The 19,019-nt window shown below is 63.4% G+C and carries 12 protein-coding genes; 9 read left to right on the top strand and 3 right to left on the bottom strand.

Annotated elements, in window-relative coordinates; translation table 11 throughout:
* Positions 1–7: 7 nt before the first annotated feature.
* Entirely contained in the window at positions 8–856 is an 849-nt protein-coding gene (gene kduI / locus ACN9MW_RS29130) for a 5-dehydro-4-deoxy-D-glucuronate isomerase (RefSeq protein WP_426165495.1), read from the bottom strand.
* Positions 857–1,074: 218 nt separating this feature from the next.
* Between kduI and ACN9MW_RS29125 the strand changes: the two genes are divergently transcribed.
* The 4 genes from ACN9MW_RS29125 (at position 1,075) to ACN9MW_RS29110 (ending at position 10,975) form a co-directional block, all read left to right on the top strand.
* Complete coding sequence (locus tag ACN9MW_RS29125) at positions 1,075–2,532, top strand: hypothetical protein (RefSeq protein WP_426165493.1); 1,458 nt, start codon at positions 1,075–1,077, stop codon at positions 2,530–2,532.
* 50 nt (positions 2,533–2,582) lie between these two features.
* A complete protein-coding gene (locus ACN9MW_RS29120) occupies positions 2,583–5,528 on the top strand; it encodes a TonB-dependent receptor (protein WP_426165491.1) in 2,946 nt (981 codons plus the stop codon).
* Positions 5,529–5,617: 89 nt separating this feature from the next.
* Positions 5,618–10,267, top strand: coding sequence for a glycoside hydrolase family 2 TIM barrel-domain containing protein (locus ACN9MW_RS29115; RefSeq protein WP_426165489.1), 4,650 nt, complete (start codon positions 5,618–5,620; stop codon positions 10,265–10,267).
* 117 nt (positions 10,268–10,384) lie between these two features.
* Complete coding sequence (locus tag ACN9MW_RS29110) at positions 10,385–10,975, top strand: UdgX family uracil-DNA binding protein (protein WP_426165487.1); 591 nt, start codon at positions 10,385–10,387, stop codon at positions 10,973–10,975.
* A gap of 1 nt (position 10,976) precedes the next feature.
* On the opposite strand, the gene ACN9MW_RS29105 is transcribed toward ACN9MW_RS29110, so the two are convergent.
* Together ACN9MW_RS29105 and ACN9MW_RS29100 are read right to left on the bottom strand one after the other, a co-directional pair.
* The gene (locus ACN9MW_RS29105) at positions 10,977–11,882 is read right to left on the bottom strand and encodes an AEC family transporter (RefSeq protein WP_426165485.1); all 906 of its coding nucleotides are present in this window, start codon (positions 11,880–11,882) and stop codon (positions 10,977–10,979) included.
* A gap of 1 nt (position 11,883) precedes the next feature.
* Positions 11,884–12,495, bottom strand: coding sequence for a DUF2238 domain-containing protein (locus ACN9MW_RS29100; protein ID WP_426165483.1), 612 nt, complete (start codon positions 12,493–12,495; stop codon positions 11,884–11,886).
* A gap of 49 nt (positions 12,496–12,544) precedes the next feature.
* Here ACN9MW_RS29100 and ACN9MW_RS29095 point away from each other — a divergent pair, with 49 nt between their 5' ends.
* The 5 genes from ACN9MW_RS29095 (at position 12,545) to nirB (ending at position 19,015) form a co-directional block, all read left to right on the top strand.
* Positions 12,545–13,138, top strand: coding sequence for an ANTAR domain-containing response regulator (locus ACN9MW_RS29095; protein WP_426165481.1), 594 nt, complete (start codon positions 12,545–12,547; stop codon positions 13,136–13,138).
* 36 nt (positions 13,139–13,174) lie between these two features.
* A complete protein-coding gene (locus ACN9MW_RS29090) occupies positions 13,175–14,299 on the top strand; it encodes a CmpA/NrtA family ABC transporter substrate-binding protein (protein WP_426165479.1) in 1,125 nt (374 codons plus the stop codon).
* A gap of 13 nt (positions 14,300–14,312) precedes the next feature.
* Positions 14,313–14,942, top strand: a complete 630-nt coding sequence (locus tag ACN9MW_RS29085) for a methyl-accepting chemotaxis protein (RefSeq protein ID WP_426165477.1) — start codon at positions 14,313–14,315, stop codon at positions 14,940–14,942.
* Positions 14,943–15,197: 255 nt separating this feature from the next.
* Complete coding sequence (locus ACN9MW_RS29080; protein ID WP_426165475.1) at positions 15,198–16,496, top strand: MFS transporter; 1,299 nt, start codon at positions 15,198–15,200, stop codon at positions 16,494–16,496.
* Positions 16,493–19,015: a nitrite reductase large subunit NirB gene (nirB, locus tag ACN9MW_RS29075; RefSeq protein WP_426165473.1), complete on the top strand. Its 2,523-nt coding sequence runs from the start codon at positions 16,493–16,495 to the stop codon at positions 19,013–19,015. The genes ACN9MW_RS29080 and nirB overlap by 4 nt, the downstream gene beginning before the upstream one ends.
* Positions 19,016–19,019: the final 4 nt, after the last annotated feature.

Below are 19,019 nucleotides of genomic sequence, written 5' to 3'. Positions count from 1 at the left end.
GCGTCCTTTATTTCAATTGGCAGATATCGACTGCCTGCATGTCGGTGTAGTCGAGGTTCTCGCCGCCCATGGCCCAGATGAAGGCATAGTTCGAGGTGCCGGAACCCATATGGATCGACCATGGCGGCGACACTACGGCTTCCTCGTTGGCCACCACGATGTGGCGCGCGCTGTCCGGTTCGCCCATGAAGTGAAACACGCGTTCGGATGGCGGCAGGCTGAAATAGAAGTACACCTCGGAGCGGCGCTCATGCAGGTGGGGCGGCATGGTGTTCCACACGCTGCCGGTCTGCAGCACCGTCAGGCCAAGCAGTAGTTGGGCCGACTGGCAGACGCCGGGCACCACATACTGGTAAATGGTGCGCGCATTCGAAGTTTCCGGGCTGCCGCGTTCCAGCGGCACCGCCTGGGCGTGGGTGATCTTGGTGAGTTCGAAGCGCTGGTGGGCCGGCGTCGACACCAGGTAGAAGCGGGCCGGGTTGGCCGGATCGTCGGAAGCGAAGCTGACGTCGCCTGCGCCCATCGGCACATACAGGCCGTCGCGCGGCGCCAGCGAAATGACCTGGCCGTCGACCGTGACGCGGCCGGCGCCGTCCGCCACGTTGATGATGCCCAGTTCGCGCCGCGCCAGGAAAGGCTGGCCTGCGGCGGCGGCAGGTTCGGTCTGGCGCGGCAGCGCCAGTTCGCTGTGCACCGGCGCCGCCCCGCCGATCACGAAGCGCTCGTGATGGCAGTAATTGAGCCGGAGCTGGCCTGGCTGGAACAAGCCGTCGACCAGGTAGCGCTCGCGCAACTGCTCGTTGCTGGCGCCGGCCATCATGTCAGGGTGGGTCGCGTGGTAGCACTTTTCGAACATTAACCGCCTCCATTTCTGTTATCGATAACAAGTATATGCGCTCCGGCGCGGCGGATTTATGCCAGATTCATATAGCTCTGATGCATTTTTTTATTGTTCCGGGTCTACTTCTTTCAGTAGCATGTAAAAAACGCGCCAAAAACCCAGCCATTGCATTCGTCAAAGCGCGTTATCGATAACACTAAACTTAGAATGACTAAGTCATCGGAGGAGACCAAGTGTTGACGTACCTGACCCGGCGCCTTGCCTGCGCCAGCCTTGCCCTGTTGTTGCCAGCCGCCGCCCTGGCTGCCGATCGCCTGCAGGTGTTCCCTTTCCCGCAGCCGCTGCGCTACTCGCACCATAACGACGATTTCACGGTGCGCGTGCGCACCCCGGGCGGCGTGTGGCAGGACCTGTATGAATACCGCGCCAAAGTGGACCTGGACAAGCAGCAGGACGCCTCCATGGTCTACTTCAATTTCGACGGCGCGGTGGAAGTGGCGGTGCAGAAGAACAACGGCAACTTTGCCAAAGTGGCCGTGCGGCCCGCAGGGCGCGGCATCAAGCCTGTGGTACGCGACGGCATTGCCTACTTCACCATGCAGCGGCCGGAAAACCTCAGCGTGGAATTCGACGACGACCGCCTGCACAACCTGCACGTCTTCACCCATGCCATCCGCAAGGACATGCCGGCGCAGCAGGCGGCCCTGGACAGCTACAGCATCACCCAGGGTAAGATGCCCGACTTCACCCAGCCGGTGGTAGTTTTCGGACCAGGTATCCACAGCGGCGAGTTTCGCCTGCGTTCCAACAGCACGGTCTATATCGACGGCTCCGCCTTCCTGAAAAGCCCCCTGCTCATCGATGGCGTGGAAAACGTAAAAGTGATCAGCGATGGCGTATTCGACGGCGTCGACATGGTCGCCATCCGTAACTCGAAAAACGTCAGCATCGACGGCCCGATCTTCATCAACCAGCCGCACGGCACCATGCGCTGCATCACCTCGCAGGACATCGAGGAAAAAAGCATCCGCAGCATCGGCGCCGGCCAATGGTCCGATGGCCTGGGACACTTCGCCTGCGAACGGGTGCGCATCTCCGACAGCTTCATCCGCACTTCGGACGACTGCATCACGCTGTATAACCACCGCTGGGACATCTGGGGCAATACACGCGACGTGACGGTGACCGATTCCACCCTGTGGGCCGACGTGGCCCACGCCGTGATGATCGGCATCCACGGCAATACGCCGACGCCTGCCCATCCCGAACCCGAAGTCCTGGAGCGCATCCGCTTCAGCAATATCGATATCCTCGAGCACGACGAGGATGAACCCGAGTACGAAGGCGCCATCGGCATCATGGCCGGCGACGACAACCTGGTGCGCGACGTGGTGTTCGAGGACATCCGCGTCGACCGCATCGAAGAAGGCAAGCTGTTCAACCTGCACATTGCCTATACACCCAAGTACAACACCAGTCCCGGGCGTGGCATCGAAAACGTCACGCTTCGCAATATCAGTTACACCGGCAAGGGCTCGCCCAGCGCGTCCGTCATCTACGGCTACGATCCCGGCCGCCAGGTGCGCAACATCGTCATCGACAACGTGACGGTAGCCGGCAAGCGTCTTACCGGCGCCGCTCCCAACTTGCTGGATATTGGCCCACACGCCAGCGGAGTGACCTTCCGCTGACAGTCTTCGAAATCAGTATTACAAAAATATATACCTGGAGGAGATGGAGAATGAATCAGCAGCAGATCAAGATGTCCCTCAAGCTGTCCGGCGTTGCGCTGGCAGTGATGCAAGCCTTCGCGCCGCAAGCCATGGCGCAGGAAAAGGCGTCCGATGAGAACACCGTGGTGGTGACCGGCATCCGTGCCAGCGCCCGCAGTTCCGTGGCAATCAAGCGCGATACGATGGAAGTGGTCGACTCGATCACTGCCGACGATATCGGCAAGCTGCCCGACCCGAACGTGGGCGAAACACTGACCCGCATTCCCGGCGTGCAGGCTTACCGCTTTGGCGGCGAAGCTTCGGCCCCATTCGGCGGCTTCGGCTCCGGCGTGACCATCCGCGGCCTGGGCTACACCGCGTTCCAGACCAACGGCCGCTCGTACTTCAGCGCCGGCAGCCGCGAATACAACGTCGAAGCTGCGGTCCCTGCGATGGTGGCCGGCATCGACGTATACAAGAACCCTTCGGCGGAGCACATCGAAGGCGGCATTGGCGGCCTGGTGAACGTGCGTACCCGCAACCCGAGCGACTTCAAGAACCTGACCGTATCGCTGGGCGTGAATTACCGCGAAAACTCGCTGGCCAAGAAAGCCGATCCGGAACTCTTCGGCCTGATCGCCAACCGCTTCGACCTGGGCGGCGGCAGCCGCATCGGCGTGCTGGCAGCAGCGACCTACCAGAAAAGCACCACGCGCAATGACAACAACCCGGCCGGCGGCCGCGGCCCGAACCTGAAGCGCGCCATCCGCGCCGACAGCGCCGAATACGCCACCATGGCGGCTGCCAATACCGCGAATGCGACCAACCAGCCGATGTCGGCCTACGTCGGCCGCAACGACATCAGCTACCTGGCCAATGTACCGACCACCAGCGCCCAGACGCCGAACCTGGCGGGCCTGACCGCCGCCCAGCAAGACAGTGTGATGATCGCTCCGTGGGTGAACACCAACGTGTTCCAGGAAACCATCATGCGCGAGCGCAAAGGCCTGAACCTGGCGGCGGACTACCGCGTCAGCAACACCCTGCGTTTCTACACCGAGGCGAATTATTACTCCTTCCTGTACCACCAGAACTACCGCGGCCTGAACTCGAACGACGGCGCGAACGTGCAGAACCTGCAGACCACCCCGTTCAACTACGACGAGAACCTGGCTAACCGCAACAGCAACGGCGGCAGCAACGACACCATCGTCAACAAGCGCCTGCTGAGCGGCAGTTTCCTCAATTCGACCATGACCACCATCGGCGGCGACGAGCACACGCCGTGGGAAACCATGATCGGCGCCATCGGCGTCGAGTGGAGTCCGACCTCGCGCCTGTCGCTGAAGGCCGACGCCAACTACATCAGGTCCGACAAGAAGAGCGACAACCGCTCGATTCGACTGGACTCTGCGGCCGGCCTGCAATGGACCACCAACCGCGTCGCCGACGGCGCGCCGCATCCGTTGACGTTCACCGGCCCAAGCTTGAGCGATCCGCAGAACTTCGTGTTCAAGGATTACGGCAACGGCCAGAACTACCACAACAAGGATAACGGCTTCGCGGTCGCGCTGTCCGGTTCCTATGCCATGGACGGCATGTTCAACAAGCTGCGCTTCGGTGCGCGCCACGCCTACCAGCACGACTTCTTCCAGAACTACGGCTTCAGCAAGTTCCTGACCACCGACGGCAAGGACGTCAACGCCACTCGTTCCAATGCGCTGTCGGCCAGCACCCTGGCCGGCAACCTGGAGCAGGCGCCGACCAACTTCATGAACGGCCAAGCCGGCTACAGCGGCGGTTACCTGGTCTACACCCCGGACGCCCTGCTGGGCGACCAGGTGCGCACGGCATTCCCGAACGCCGGCATCCTGCCGCAGGATTCCTATGTTGAAAACCAGGGTGCGCGCAGCATCTTCGGCGAGCACGACTCGGCGGCCTACCTGGTTGGCGACTTCACCGCGTTCAACGACCGCATCAAGGGTAACGTCGGTGTGCGTCTGGTGCGCACCAACACCACGGCAACGGCCCGCGCCACCGATACCCGCACCGGCCAACTGGTGGACGTCGTGAAGAATTCCACCTACAACAATGTGCTGCCGACCTTTAACATGACCTACGACCTGGCGCAGGACACCCTGCTGCGCCTCGGCGCAGGCCGCGGCATGACCCGTCCGGGGCTGGGCGACCTGAATCCTGTGATCAGCGTCAACACCACCACCGGTACCGGCAGCATCGGCAATACGCAACTGAAGCCACTGGTGGCCGACAGCTTCGACATCTCGCTCGAACATTACTTCAACAAGACCAACTACGCCTCGCTTGCCCTGTTCGACAAGGAGATCAAGGACTTCCCGAACGGGATCAATTCCTGCGAAACCCTGAGCAACGCCCCGGCTTATTCCGGCGCCATCGCGAATGGCTGCTCGGACGGGCAGTACCTGGTGACCAAGAAGGTCAACTCCGAAAAAGGCTATGCACGCGGCTTGGAAGTGGCGGGCCAGTACTTCTTCGATTCCAGCTACGGCTTCCTGAACAACTTCGGCGTGTCCGGTTCCTACAGCTACGTCAAGACCTCCAACCCGGTCAACTTCGGCAGCGCCGCCGCGCCAAAGATCGTCGAAACCATGCAGCCGTTCGTCTCCAAGAACAATGTCAGCGTGTCCGGCATGTATGAGGACGACAAGTTGTCGGCCCGCCTGGTCTATACCTGGCGCTCGCCGTCGGTGCTGTTCAACGTCGACCCGTTCCCGATCTGGGCCCGCTACATCAAGTCCTACGGATTGCTGGATGGTTCGATCAGCTACCAGGTTGCGCCAAGCCTGACGTTGCGCTTCAACGCCTCGAACATCCTCAACAAGGCGGCTAACCGCGCCCTTGGCGAGCCAGGTTCGACCCAGGTGCCGATCGAGTACCAGCACTTCTACAACGGCCGCACCTTCAGCCTTGGCCTGAGCTACAAGTTCGGCGGCTAAGCTTTGTTTTCTCCGGTGCCATCCCAGCACCTTGATGCCGGACTTCGCCCTGAATGGCGTGGTCCGGCGTTTTTTAAAGGAAGCATGCAGTGAGTATTCGTTATATCTTCGCCGCCCTTGCCATGGCAGCCGCATTCGGCTGCGCAGCGGCCACCCCGGAATGGGAACAGCCAGGAGTAGTTGCGCTCAATCGCGAGCCGATGAAGGCGACGTTCTTCAATTTCGAGAGCGTGGAAAAGGCAGTGGCGGGCGATATGGCGGCATCGCAGTATTACCGTTCGCTGGACGGCACCTGGTCGTTCGCCTACACGCAGGGAACCGACAAGCGCCCGGTGGACTTTTACAAGCCCGGTTACGACATCAGCAGCTGGAAGACCATCCAGGTTCCGGGCATGATGCAGGCGCAAGGCTACGGCAAGCCCATTTTCACCAATATCAAATACCCTTTCCCGGCCAACCAGCCCTTCATTCCGCATGACCTGAACGAAGTAGGATCCTACCGGCGCGATTTCGAGGTGCCGGCAGGCTGGCAGGAACGCGACGTATTCCTGCACATCGGCGCCGCGGGTGCGGCTTATTACATCTGGATCAACGGCGAAAAAGTCGGCTACTCGGAAGACTCCAAGCTGCCGTCCGAATTCAACATCGGCAAATTCGTGCGCGCCGGCCGCAACACCATCGCGATCGAACTGTATCGCTGGGCAGACGGCTCCTACCTGGAGGACCAGGATTTCTGGCGGGTGTCCGGCATCGAACGCAGCGTCTACATCTATGCCGAGCCGAAGGCGCGCCTGCGCGATTTCACGGTCACTGCCGCACTGGACAAGGCCCACTACCGCGACGGCATCTTTGCGCTGGAAGCCGCCATGGCGGGCCAGCCTGCCGGCGGCAGCATCGTCGCCACCATTTATGATGGCGCCAGGAGCGTCTGGAGCGCGGCCGCCGCGATCACTGCCGGTCAGGTTCCTGCGCTGCGCGCCACGCTGCCCAACGTGAAAGCCTGGTCGGCCGAAACGCCAAACCTGTACCGCCTGCAGCTGGAATACCGCGATGCAGGCGGCAAGCTGTTGTCCGCCACTTCGCGCAAGATCGGCTTCCGCACGGTCGAAGTGGCGCAGAGCGAGGTCCGCGTGAACGGCAAGCGCGTGATGATCAAGGGCATGAACCGCCACGAGCACGACCCGGATACTTACCGCGTAATGTCGCTGGAATCGATGAGGCGCGACATGGAGCTGATGAAGCGCGCCAACATCAACGCCGTGCGCACCTCGCATTACCCGAACGACCCGCGCTGGTACGAACTGGCCGACGAATACGGCATGTACGTGATGGACGAAGCCAATATCGAGTCGCATGAATACATGCAGAAGGGTGACGCCGCAACCGATCCCGCGACGCGCGCCGCAACCCAGCTGGGCTACCTGGAAAGTTGGAAGGACGCCCACCTGGACCGCGTCTCGCGCATGGTCGAGCGTGACAAGAACCATCCATCGATCATCTTCTGGTCGCTCGGCAACGAGGCCGGCACCGGCATGAACTTCGAGCAGGCCGCCGCATGGATCCGCCAGCGCGATCCGAGCCGCCTGATAAGCTACCTGGGCCACGGCACCCTTGGCGAGGAGCACCTGCCGAACGCCTACGTCGACATCTACGCGCCGATGTACGACGATATCGACAAGATAGCCGGCTATGCGCGCGATCCACGCTACCTGCAGCCGATGATCCAATGCGAATATGCCCACGCCATGGGCAACTCGCTCGGCAACCTGGAAGACTACTGGAAGGTGATCCGCTCGTACCGCAAGCTGCAGGGCGGCTTCGTGTGGGACTGGGTCGACCAGGGCGTGCGCGCCAAGGATGCGCAAGGCCGCGAATACTGGGCCTCCGGCTTCGACCTCAATCCTGAACGCGGCGACAACAGCGTGGTAGGCGACGGCGTGGTCACGGCCGACCGCGCGCCGCAGCCCGAATACTACGAACTGCAGAAAGTGTATTCGCCCGTCGTCTTCGAAGGCGACCCGCGCAGCGGCAAGCTGTCGGTAGTGAACCGCTACGACTTTCGCGACCTGTCCGGCTTCGACTTCGACTGGATGTTGGCGCGCGACGGCGAGCAGATCGCCACAGGCAAGCTGGAAGGTGTGAATGCGCCCGCCGGCGCTACCCGCAGCTTCGCCTTCAAGCTGCCATCGGCCGCGCCGCAAGGAGGAGAGCTGGTCCTGACCCTGCGCGCAAAGGTGAGGGAAGGTGCGGTCCCGGGTGTCGAGGCAGGAACAATCCTCGGCTGGAGCCAGTTCATCGTTGCCTCCGCGCCGGCCGCCAAGGCGCCATCCGGCAAGTTTATCGCTCCGCAGCGCAGCGCCGGTTCGATTACCCTGGCTGCCGCCAATGCAAAGCTGGAGATCGACACCAGTACCGGCCTGGTAAACTACAGCGCCAACGGACAGCTGCTACTGAATGGCGGCATGCCGAACTTCTGGCGCGGCGCGACCGACAATGACGAAGGCACGGGTGCCGAACAGCGCCAGAAGATATGGCAGCATTTCACCGAGCAGCGCCAAGTTCGCGCGATCGAAGCGGGCCATGACTTCGTCAAGGTGCAATACGCGTTCGGCGCCGGCGCAGCGGAATGGGAAAGCGCCTACCGCATGGCGCCGGACGGCAAGCTGCAGGTGGAAGCTGCCTTTACCCCGCTGCGCGACGACCTGCCGGAACCAATGCGCATCGGCATGCGTTTTAACCATAGCGCCGCGCTGGACACTGTAACCTGGTATGGCCGCGGCCCGCGCGAATCCTACGCCGACCGCCTGACCGGCGCCGCTCTTGGCCGTTACAGCGGCAAGGTCGCCGATCAATACTATGCAGGCTATATGCGTCCGCAGGAAAGCGGCAACAAGACCGGCGTGCGCTGGCTCTCGCTGACCGATGCCGACGGTGCAGGCATCCGCGCAGCGGGCCCCGTACCGCTGTCGATGAACGCGTTGGCCTTCCCCTACGAAGACCTTTACCTGCGCCCGCGCGGCGAGCGCCATAACACCGACATCGCGCCGCATGGCGATGGCAGCTTGCTGGTGGACCTTGCGCAGGCAGGCGTGGGCGGCGATACCGGCTGGAGTCCGGATGGCTGGCCGCTGGCGCGCTATCGCATCAAACTGCAGCCGGCGCGCTACAGTTTCACCATTTCCCCCACTGCGGCCAAGCCGGTGGCGAAGGCCCTGGCGCCGGACTACAGCAACCCGATCCTGCACGCCGACTATTCCGACCCGGACGTGATCCGTGTCGGCGACACTTACTACATGACCGCGTCCAGTTTCAACAACGCCCCCGGTTTGCCGCTGCTGGAGTCGCGCGACATGGTGCATTGGCAGCTGGTCGGCCACGCACTGCCGCAACTGGTGCCGGCCGCGCAGTTCGAGCGTCCCGCGCACGGCAAGGGCGTGTGGGCACCGGCGTTGCGGCATCACGATGGCAAGTTCTGGATTTTCTATCCCGACCCGGACCAGGGCGTGTACGTGATGACGGCACCCGATTTCCGCGGCCCATGGAGTGCGCCTACGCTGCTGTTACCCGGCAAAGGCATCATTGATCCAGCGCCATTCTGGGACGACGACGGCAGCGCATGGCTGATGCACGCCTGGGCGCGCAGCCGCGCCGGCATCAACAACCTGCTGACGCTGCGCCGCATGGCGCCCGACGCCAGCCGCCTGCTGGACGACAAAGGCAGCGTCGCCATCGACGGCAGCAAGTTCACCGGCTACCACACGCTGGAAGGGCCCAAGCTGTACAAGCACCAGGGCTACTACTATGTCTTCGCCCCGGCTGGCGGCGTTGGGCAGGGCTGGCAATCGGTGTTCCGCTCGCGCAGCATCGAAGGACCGTATGAAGCGAAGATCGTGCTGGCCCAAGGGCGCACGGCCGTCAACGGCCCGCACCAGGGGGCATGGGTGCAGGCGGCGGATGGCAGCGACTGGTTCTATCACTTCCAGGACAAGGGCGCCTATGGCCGCATCGTCCACCTGCAGCCGATGCGTTGGCAGGATGGTTGGCCGGTGATGGGCGAACAGCAGGATGGCAAAGGCATCGGCCAACCAGTCAGCAACTATCGCCAGCCGGTCGCCGGCGCATTCAATGCCGTGGCCCCGGCCACCAGCGACAATTTCGACGGCCCGCAACTCGGCCTGCAATGGCAATGGAATGCCAACTGGCGCAGCGAGTGGTATTCGCTCCAGGCCCGCCCCGGCCACTTGCGCCTGTTCTCCCAGTTCGACGCCCAGGCCCAGCAACAGGGAAGCCTGTGGAACCGCGCCTCCCTGTTGATGCAGAAGCTTCCGGCCGAGCGCTTCACCGCCACTGCCAGCCTTGACCTGTCCGGCATGGCCGACGGCGACAGCAGCGGTTTGCTGATGTACGGCCTCGATTACGCTTGGATCGGCGTGCAGCGCAGCGGCGGCGCCAACCGCCTTGTATTGAAAACCTGCTTGAAGGCGATGGCCGGCTGCCGCGACGAAGAGCAGGCGGGCATCGAACTTCCTGCGCGCCGCGTCTACCTGCGCCTGCAGGTGACGGAAGGCGGCCGCACCGTTTTCAGCTACAGCCTGGACCAAAAGCGCTTCCAGGAAATCGGCATGCCATTCACCGCCACCGTGGGCCGCTGGGTCGGCGCCCGCATGGGCCTGTTCAGCGCAGCATCCAGCGCCCAGGGTGGCTACGTCGACATCGACGACTTTACTGTGTCTCTCTGACCGGCCAGGCACTCCCAGCCAGGCTAGTATTCGTGGCACGGGCGCCAGCCGCCCGTGCCATTTTTTTTCTTCCCTGCATCGTGCGCCGCTTTGCCGGGTGCGCCGTACAATGGCCGGATGAAAGCCAAGCCGGATGAGCAACGTCCCTCCACGCTGGATGAGTGCCGCCGCTGCGATTTATGGCGCAATGCCACGCAGCCTGTCGGCGGGCAGGGCGCGCGCCATGCAAAGCTGATGCTGGTCGGTGAGCAGCCGGGTGACCAGGAAGACCTGGCCGGCAAACCCTTCGTCGGCCCGGCAGGCGACCTGCTGGATGAGGCGCTGGAGGCAGCCGGCATCGACCGCCGCCAGGTTTACATCACCAACGCGGTCAAACACTTCAAATGGGAACCACGCGGCAAGCGCCGAATGCACAAGACGCCGGCGCAGAAGGAAGTCGCTGCTTGCCACTACTGGCTCGAAGCCGAACTGGAAAGCGTGGCGCCAGACATCATCGTCGCCCTTGGCGCTACTGCGCTGAAGTCTGTCCTGCAAAGCGGCAGCGTGGCGTTGAAAGACTATATGGGCCAGCCGGTAGAGCGGGGCGGCCGCTGGATCATCGCCACCTACCATCCCGCCTACGCGCTGCGCGTCCCCGGCAGCGAAGCCCGTGCCGCAGCGCGCCAGGCCATCATCGATGCACTGCTCGAAGCAAAGCGTCTGCTATAACCTAAGCTGAGAGCATCCGGCTCAGCGGAATCGTGGCTGCCGCCAGCAGCGTTTGCAGCGTAATCAGGGACGCCATCAGCCGCGCATCGCCGCCAAGTTGCCGCGCCATGATGTACGCGTTAGGGGCGGTCGGCAGCGCGCAGTAGAAGCAGGCCGCCAGCGATACGGGTTCGGACACGCCGAACGCCAGGCACACGCGCGATGCCACAAAGGGCAGCACCAGCAGCTTGAGAACGGAAGTAAAGGCCAGCGCCGCGGGCCGCAGGCCTTCCATGGAAAACACCAGGCCGCTCCCGACGCTGATCAGGCCAAGCGCGAGCGCCGACTTGCCGAGGATATCCAGTGTGTTCATCAACGGCGCCGGCAGGGCCAGCCCGCCAAGGCTGAAAACCATCCCCGCCAGTGTCGCCAGGATGATGGGATTGGTCGCCAGCGTCTTCGCCACTTTGCCCAGGTCCGCCTTGCTGCCGCTCCACCATGACAGGGCCAGGATCGAGACCACGTTCACCACCGGCAGGCATAAGGCCAGCGCCAGCATCACCAGCGCAGCTGTCTGCGGCTGGAAGAACAGGGCGGAGACCGCAATCCCGAAGTAGCTGTTCGGCCGCATCGCGCCCTGCACTACGGAGGAGCGGCTTGGGTCGGGCAACCCGCGCCAGAACAGCAGCACCAGCAGGGCGATGCCGACCACGATAAAGGTCGGCAGCAGCGTCGCCAGCGCCAGTTCCTCCACCATGCGGCCGTGGAAGTCGAGCCGCGCTATACCGGTGAACAGCAGGGCAGGGAAGGCGATGAAATACGAGAACTTCTCGACCGAGGGAAAGAAATCGTCCGGCATCCAGCGGGACTGGCGGATCGCCACTCCCAGCATGATCAGCAGGAAGACCGGGATGATCGAGCCAAGCATCTTAGCGGCCAGCCAGTTGGCGGTCGTGCAGGCGGGTCAGCGTCAGCAGGGCGGCGATGCCCCCGATCAGGGCCATGAACATGTCCGACTGCGTATCCCACGGGTCGCCCTGGGTGCCGAGGAATTCGTCCGCGCCCTGGCCCAGCGCCACGGCAGCGCCCCATTCGATCAGCTCATAGGTCGCGCTGATCGCCAGCACGATGGAGAGCACGATAAAGGCCAGCATCTTCCCGGCCGGGAGGTGGCGGCCGCGCAGCAGGATTTCGCGCGCCACCATGACCGGTACGAAGCCCTGCGCAAAATGCCCGATCTTGTCGTAAGGGTTGCGCGACAGCCCGAACCAGTGCTGCAGGTCGAAGCCGAACGGCACCCGCGCATAGGTGTAGGCGCCGCCCACCATCAGGATCACGCAATGCACCGCAATCAGCACATACAGCAGGTCCGTCAGGCGGTAGCTGCGGTAAGTCGCTGCCATCAGCGGCAAGGCCACCAGCGCCGGCGCCACTTCCATCCACCAGGTCGCACGGTCATAAGGACCGATGCCCGACCAGGCCAATACCAAAAGAACAATGGCGCCCAGCGCCAGGTGCAAGGGGGAGATTGTTTTGTTCATATGCGAATAGTAACTCGAAAGCTGGCCCGGTTCTTGCTCGATTAGTAGCATGAGCCGCCCGTTACGCATCGTTTTGATTCACCCGCCTCACGAAAGTGAGGCACGCGCGCACGCCCTGCAGGCCGGGCTGGCGGAGGCGGGGTACGACCTTATCGCCTCGCTGCCGGCCGATTTCCACCTGCCCGAACACATCGCCCGCCTGCAGCCCGACATGATCATCGTCGACGCCGAATCGGATGCGCGCGACGTGCTTGAGCACATCGTCATCGCCACCCGCGACGAGCGTCGACCGATCGTCATGTTCACCGAAGACGACAAGGCCGATTCCATGGAAGCGGCAATGGCGGCGGGGGTTTCCGCCTATGTGGTGGCGGGTTTGCAGCCCGAGCGCATCAAGCCCGTACTGGACGTGGCGCTGGTGCGCTTCAAGCGCGAACAGAAGCTGCTGGACGAGCTGGAAGGCACCCGCCTCAAGCTGGCCGAGCGCAAGCTGATCGACCGCGCCAAGGGCATCCTGATGGCGCGCCAGGGCCTGACCGAAGACCAGGCTTTCCAGAAGATGCGCGGCATGGCCATGAACAAGAACCTGAAGCTGGCCGACCTGGCCCAGCGCATCCTGGACGCAGAGGATTTGCTCGGATGATGCACCGTCGTGGTGCATTCCGGGCTGGAGTGAAGCATGCAGATTGAAAAAGACATCGTCAGGATTGGCTTTAACCCGCTGACCGATTGCGCGTCGCTGGTGATGGCGTCCGTGCTTGGGCTGGACCGCAAGCACGGCATCCGCATCGTCTTGAGCAAAGAGACATCCTGGGCCGGCGTGCGCGACAAGCTGCTGAGCGGCGAACTCGATGCCGCCCATGCGCTGTACGGGCTTGTCTATGCAACTCACCTCGGCGTGGGCTCGGTGCGGCGCGACATGGCAATCTTGATGAATTTGAATCGCAACGGCCAGGCCATTACCCTGTCGCGCCGCCTGGCGGAGGAGGGCGTGCGCGACGGCGCCGCCGTTGCCGCCCTGTCGCACGAGCGTGAGCTGCGCTGGGCCCAGACCTTCCCGACCGGCACCCACGCCATGTGGCTGTACTACTGGCTGGCGGCGCATGGCGTGCATCCTTTGCGGGAAGCGCGCGTGATCACGGTGCCGCCATCGCAGATGGCGACCAACCTGGCGGCAGGGCATATGGACGGCTTCTGCGCCGGCGAACCGTGGAACCACCGCGCCGTGATGGACGGCGTGGGCGTCACCATCGCCACCAGCCAGCAGATCTGGCCCGACCATCCGGAAAAAGTACTGGCTACTACCGCCGATTTTGTGCGCCGCCACCCCAATACCGCGCGTGCCCTGGTTGCCGCCGTGCTGGAGGCCAGCCGCTGGATCGACGCCAATTCCGCCAACCGCATGGCGATGGCCGAGATCATTTCCGCCATCCAGTACGTCAATACCGGCAAGGACGTGATCTGGCAGCGCATCCTCGGCCATTATGAAGACGGCATGGGACGCAGCTGGGAAGATGCGCACAGCATGCGCTTCCACCAGGAAGGCGCGGCCAATTTCCCTTACCTGTCGGACGGCATGTGGTTCATGACCCAGCAAAAGCGCTGGGGCTTGCTCAAGGCTTCGCCCGACTACCTCGGCGTGGCCCTCAAGGTCCACCAGACCGCCCTGTATAAAGAGGCGGCCGAAATAACGGAGACTCCGATCCCCGCCAGCACCTTGCGCAGCTCGGTGTTCATCGACGGGACCACCTGGGATGGCAAGGACCCCGAGCGCTACGCCGGCTCCTTCGACATTCACATGTAGCGAAGGAGAATCCATGCAGGAACCGGCCAAGCCCCTGTCGGGCGAAGTATTCGGCGCTTTGATCAACCTGTCCGGCCGTCGCCGCTTTACCTCCCAAAGGCTGGTGCTGTATGCCGTTCTGGCGGCCCAGGGCCAGCCTGGCGCCGCCGCAACGGCGCAGGATGCGCTGAACCTGTTCCGCGAAGCGCACCACGTTCTCCTGAACGGCAGCGACACGCTGCCCGGCATTTTCTGCTCCGAGCTGCAGGAAGCCTACTACGGCAAGCCCGATGGCGCACGCCAGATCAAGGAGTTCATCGACCTGGCCCAGCGCGCGCTCGACCGGGGACGCGCCGGTCCAGCGCTGGAGCAACTGGTGGAAACGGCCACGCCCGTGCTGGCGGTCCTGAACCAGATTACCGCTATCTATGAAGAGCAGTCCAAGCAGCATGCGGTGCTGATGAAGAAACAACTGCGCGGCGTGATTACCGATATCGAAACCATTGCCCGGCAGGCAAAAATGGTCACCTTCAATGCACGCGTGGTGGCGGCACGGGCAGGCCACGCCGGGCGCGAATTTGCCGTGGTGGCCGGCGTGCTCTCGAATATCACGACGGAAATCGACGACATGGTGAAGGCCGCCCTGCAAGCGGCCAGTGCCTGAGCCGCGTGCGCTATTGCGGTGCACCATAGTTGGGCGCGGTGCACCGCGAGATGGCGAAATCGGCCCTCGGCAGGGCCCATTGACGCGCTTTTCCCCCTGCAAGGAGCTGGCACAGGTCTTGCAAAGCAATAGGTAAAGGGTCGGTCTAACGGAGGATCGGCAAAACCGGACAACGGCGTCCGCGCAGCGCTACCTTCGACACGATTCGATCGGCAGCGGCTGTGCGGACGCCTTTTTGTTTTCAGGGATAACGACATGGCCAAAGCGACCAGCATCAAACTGTTTTCGTTCTCAACGCCGCAGATGCGTGCCTTCCACCTCACGTGGATGGCCTTCTTCGTCTGCTTCTTCGCGTGGTTCGCCTGCGCGCCGCTGATGCCGGTGATTAAAGGCGAGTTCGGCCTGACCCCGGGGCAGATCGCCAACATCAATATCGCCGCCGTGGCGATCACCATCATCGTGCGCCTGATCATCGGCCCGCTGTGCGACCGCTACGGCCCGCGCAAGGCCTACACCGGCCTGCTGCTGCTGGGCGCCATCCCTGTGCTGGGCGTGGCTGCGGCGCAGACCTATGAGAGCTTCCTGTTCTTCCGCCTGCTGATCGGCGCGGTCGGCGCCAGCTTCGTCATCACCCAGTATCACACCTCTGTCATGTTCGCGCCGAACGTGGTCGGCACCGCCAACGCGGCGGCCGCCGGCTGGGGCAATGCGGGCGGCGGCGTGGTGCAGTCCACCATGCCGATGATCATGGCCGCCATGGTCATGCTGGGCGTGAACGAAACCATGGGCTGGCGCGCTGCCCTAGTGGTGCCAGGCGTGCTGATGCTGGTCATGGCCTTCGTCTACTACCGCTTCACCCAGGACTGCCCGGAAGGCAACTACGCCGACCTGCGCGCTGCCGGCGTCGAACTGGAAGGCGGCAAGAAGGGCGGCTGGTCGAGCTTCAAGCTGGCTGCTGCCAACTACCGTGTGTGGCTGCTGTTCATCACCTACGGCGCCTGCTTCGGCGTGGAGATCTTCATCCACAACATCGCCGCCACTTATTACGTCGACACCTTCAAGCTCACGCTGCCGCAAGCCGGCCTGGCGGCTGGCAGCTTCGGCCTGCTGGCGCTGTTTGCCCGCGCCCTGGGCGGCTATGTCTCGGACAAGGCAGCCGCCCGCGGCAGCCTGAATAGCCGCGTCACCCTGCTGTTCGCCATGATGATCGGCGAAGGCATCGGCCTGATGTTCTTCGCCAAGGCAGACAGCGTGACCCTCGCCGTGATCGCCATGCTGGTATTCGGCCTGTTCACCCACATGGCCTGCGGCGCGACGTATGCGCTGGTGCCTTTCGTCGACAAGCGCGCCCTGGGCGGCGTGGCCGGCATCATCGGCGCCGGCGGCAACGTAGGCGCGGTGGCAGCAGGCTTCCTGCTGAAAGGCATCGGCAATACCCAGCAAACCCTGTGGATCCTGGGTGTGTTCGTCGCCGTCTCCGCCCTGTGCGCGCTGGCCGCACGTTTCAGCGAATCCACCGTAAAAGAAAACGCCATTGCAGGAGCAGCAGCATGAAGAAGATCGTCGTCATCGGCCACGGCATGGTTGGCCACCAGTTCCTGAAATCCCTGCCGGCAGGCAGCGCGCAAGTCACCATCCTGTGCGAAGAACCGCGCCCGGCATATGACCGCGTGCACCTGTCGGAATTCTTCAGCGGCAAGAGCGCCGACGAGCTGTCCCTGGTGGAGCCGGGCTTCTTCGACCGCGACGACATGGTCCTGAAGCTGAACGGCCGTGCCGTCGCGATCGACCGCGCCGCACGCACCGTCACCAGCAACAGCGGCGAAGTGCTGGCCTACGACAAGCTGGTGATCGCCACCGGTTCTTTCCCCTTCGTGCCGCCGCTGGAAGGCAAGGACCGCAAGGACTGCTTCGTCTACCGCACCATCGAAGACCTGGAAGCCATGCAGGAATGCGGCGCCCGCTCGAAAACCGGCGTGGTGATCGGCGGCGGCCTGCTCGGCCTGGAGTGCGCCAAGGCGCTGAAGGACATGGGCCTGGAAACCCACGTCGTTGAATTTGCCCCGCGCCTGATGGCAGTGCAGGTCGACGATGGCGGCGGCCGCGTGTTGCGCAAGAAGATCGAAGACCTGGGCGTGACCGTCCACACCGGCAAGAACACCACCGCCATCGTGGACGGCGAGGCCGGCACCCACCGCATGCAGTTCGCCGACGGCACTTCGCTGGACGCCGACATGATCGTGTTCTCCGCCGGTATTCGCCCGCGCGACTACCTGGCACGCGAATGCGGCCTGGAAGTCGGTCCGCGCGGCGGCATCGCCATCAACAACCACTGCCAGACCAGCGATCCGGATGTGTACGCGATCGGCGAGTGCGCACTGTGGAACGGCATGGTGTACGGCCTGGTGGCACCGGGCTACGACATGGCCCGCGTTACCGCGCGCCACATCAGCGGCGACACCGAAGCTGAATTCACCGGCGCCGACATGAGCACCAAGCTGAAGCTGATGGGCGTGGACGTGGCCAGCATCGGCGATCCGCACGCCAAGGCGGAAGGTGCGCGCAGCTACCAATTTACCGATGAACGCAAGCAGGTCTACAAGAAGATCGTGGTCTCCGACTGCGGCAAGTACCTGCTGGGTGGCGTGATGGTGGGCGATGCCGGCGAATACGGCACCCTGCTGCAAATGATGCTGAACAAGATCGAATTGCCGGAAGCGCCGGAATTCCTGATCCTGCCGCAATCCGACGGCGCCGCCAAGCCGGGCTTGGGCGTGGATGCCCTGCCGGCCGGCGCCCAGATCTGCTCCTGCAACGACGTGTCGAAAGGCGCGATCTGCGAGGCTGTTGCAGGCGGCGCCACCAGCATCGGCGCCATCAAGCAGTGCTGCAACGCCGGCACCTCCTGCGGCGGCTGCGTGCCCCTGGTGACGCAGATCATGAAGGCCGAGATGAAGAAGCTGGGCATGGACGTGAACAACCACGTCTGCGAACACTTCCCGCATTCGCGCCAGGAACTGTTCCACCTGATCCGCGTCGGCCAGATCAAGTCCTTCGAAGACCTGCTGGCACGCCACGGCAAGGGCATGGGCTGTGATGTCTGCAAGCCGCTGGCGGCGAGCATCTTCGCCACCTGCTGGAACGATTTCGTGCTGAAGAAAGAGCACGCCAGCCTGCAGGATTCGAACGACTACTTCCTGGGCAATATCCAGAAAGATGGCACCTATTCGGTGGTGCCGCGCATGCCGGGCGGCGAAGTGACGCCGGAAGGCCTGATCGCCGTTGGCCAGGTGGCCAAGAAGTACGGCCTGTACACCAAGATTACTGGCGGCCAGCGTGTTGACCTGTTCGGCGCCCGCGTCGACCAGTTGCCCGCGATCTGGGAAGAACTGATCGAAGCCGGCTTCGAAACGGGCCACGCCTACGGCAAGTCGCTGCGTACCGTGAAGTCCTGCGTCGGCTCCACCTGGTGCCGCTATGGCGTCGGTGATTCGGTCGGCCTGGCGATTGAGCTGGAGAACCGCTACAAAGGCCTGCGCACCCCGCACAAGATCAAGTTCGGCGTGTCCGGCTGCACCCGCGAGTGCGCCGAAGCGCAGGGCAAGGACGTCGGCATCATCGCCACCGAGAAGGGCTGGAACCTGTACGTGTGCGGCAACGGCGGCATGAAGCCGCGCCATGCCGAGCTGCTCGCTTCCGACCTGGACAAGGCAACCCTGGTGGCCTACGTCGACCGCTTCCTGATGTTGTACAGCCGTACCGCCGACCGCCTGCAGCGCACCAGCACCTGGCGCGAGAACCTGGAAGGCGGCCTGGATTACCTGAAGGACGTGATCATCAACGACAAGCTGGGCATCAACGCCGAAATGGAAGAAGACATGCAGCGCGTGGTCGATACCTACGCCTGCGAGTGGAAGGAAGCCGTCAACAATCCTGAAACGCGCGCCCGCTTCCGCCACTTCGTCAACAGCCCGGAAGCAGACAGCAACGTGGTCTTCATGGAAGAGCGCGGCCAGATCCGCCCCGCCACTGTGGAAGAACGCAAGCGCATCCCAATCAAAGCCATCGCATAAGGAG

The organism is Pseudoduganella sp. R-34, assembly GCF_049904655.1.
GTDB lineage: Bacteria > Pseudomonadota > Gammaproteobacteria > Burkholderiales > Burkholderiaceae_D > Rugamonas.
Note: the sequence above shows the minus strand (reverse complement) of the source record. Positions and strands in the feature narration are given on the sequence as shown.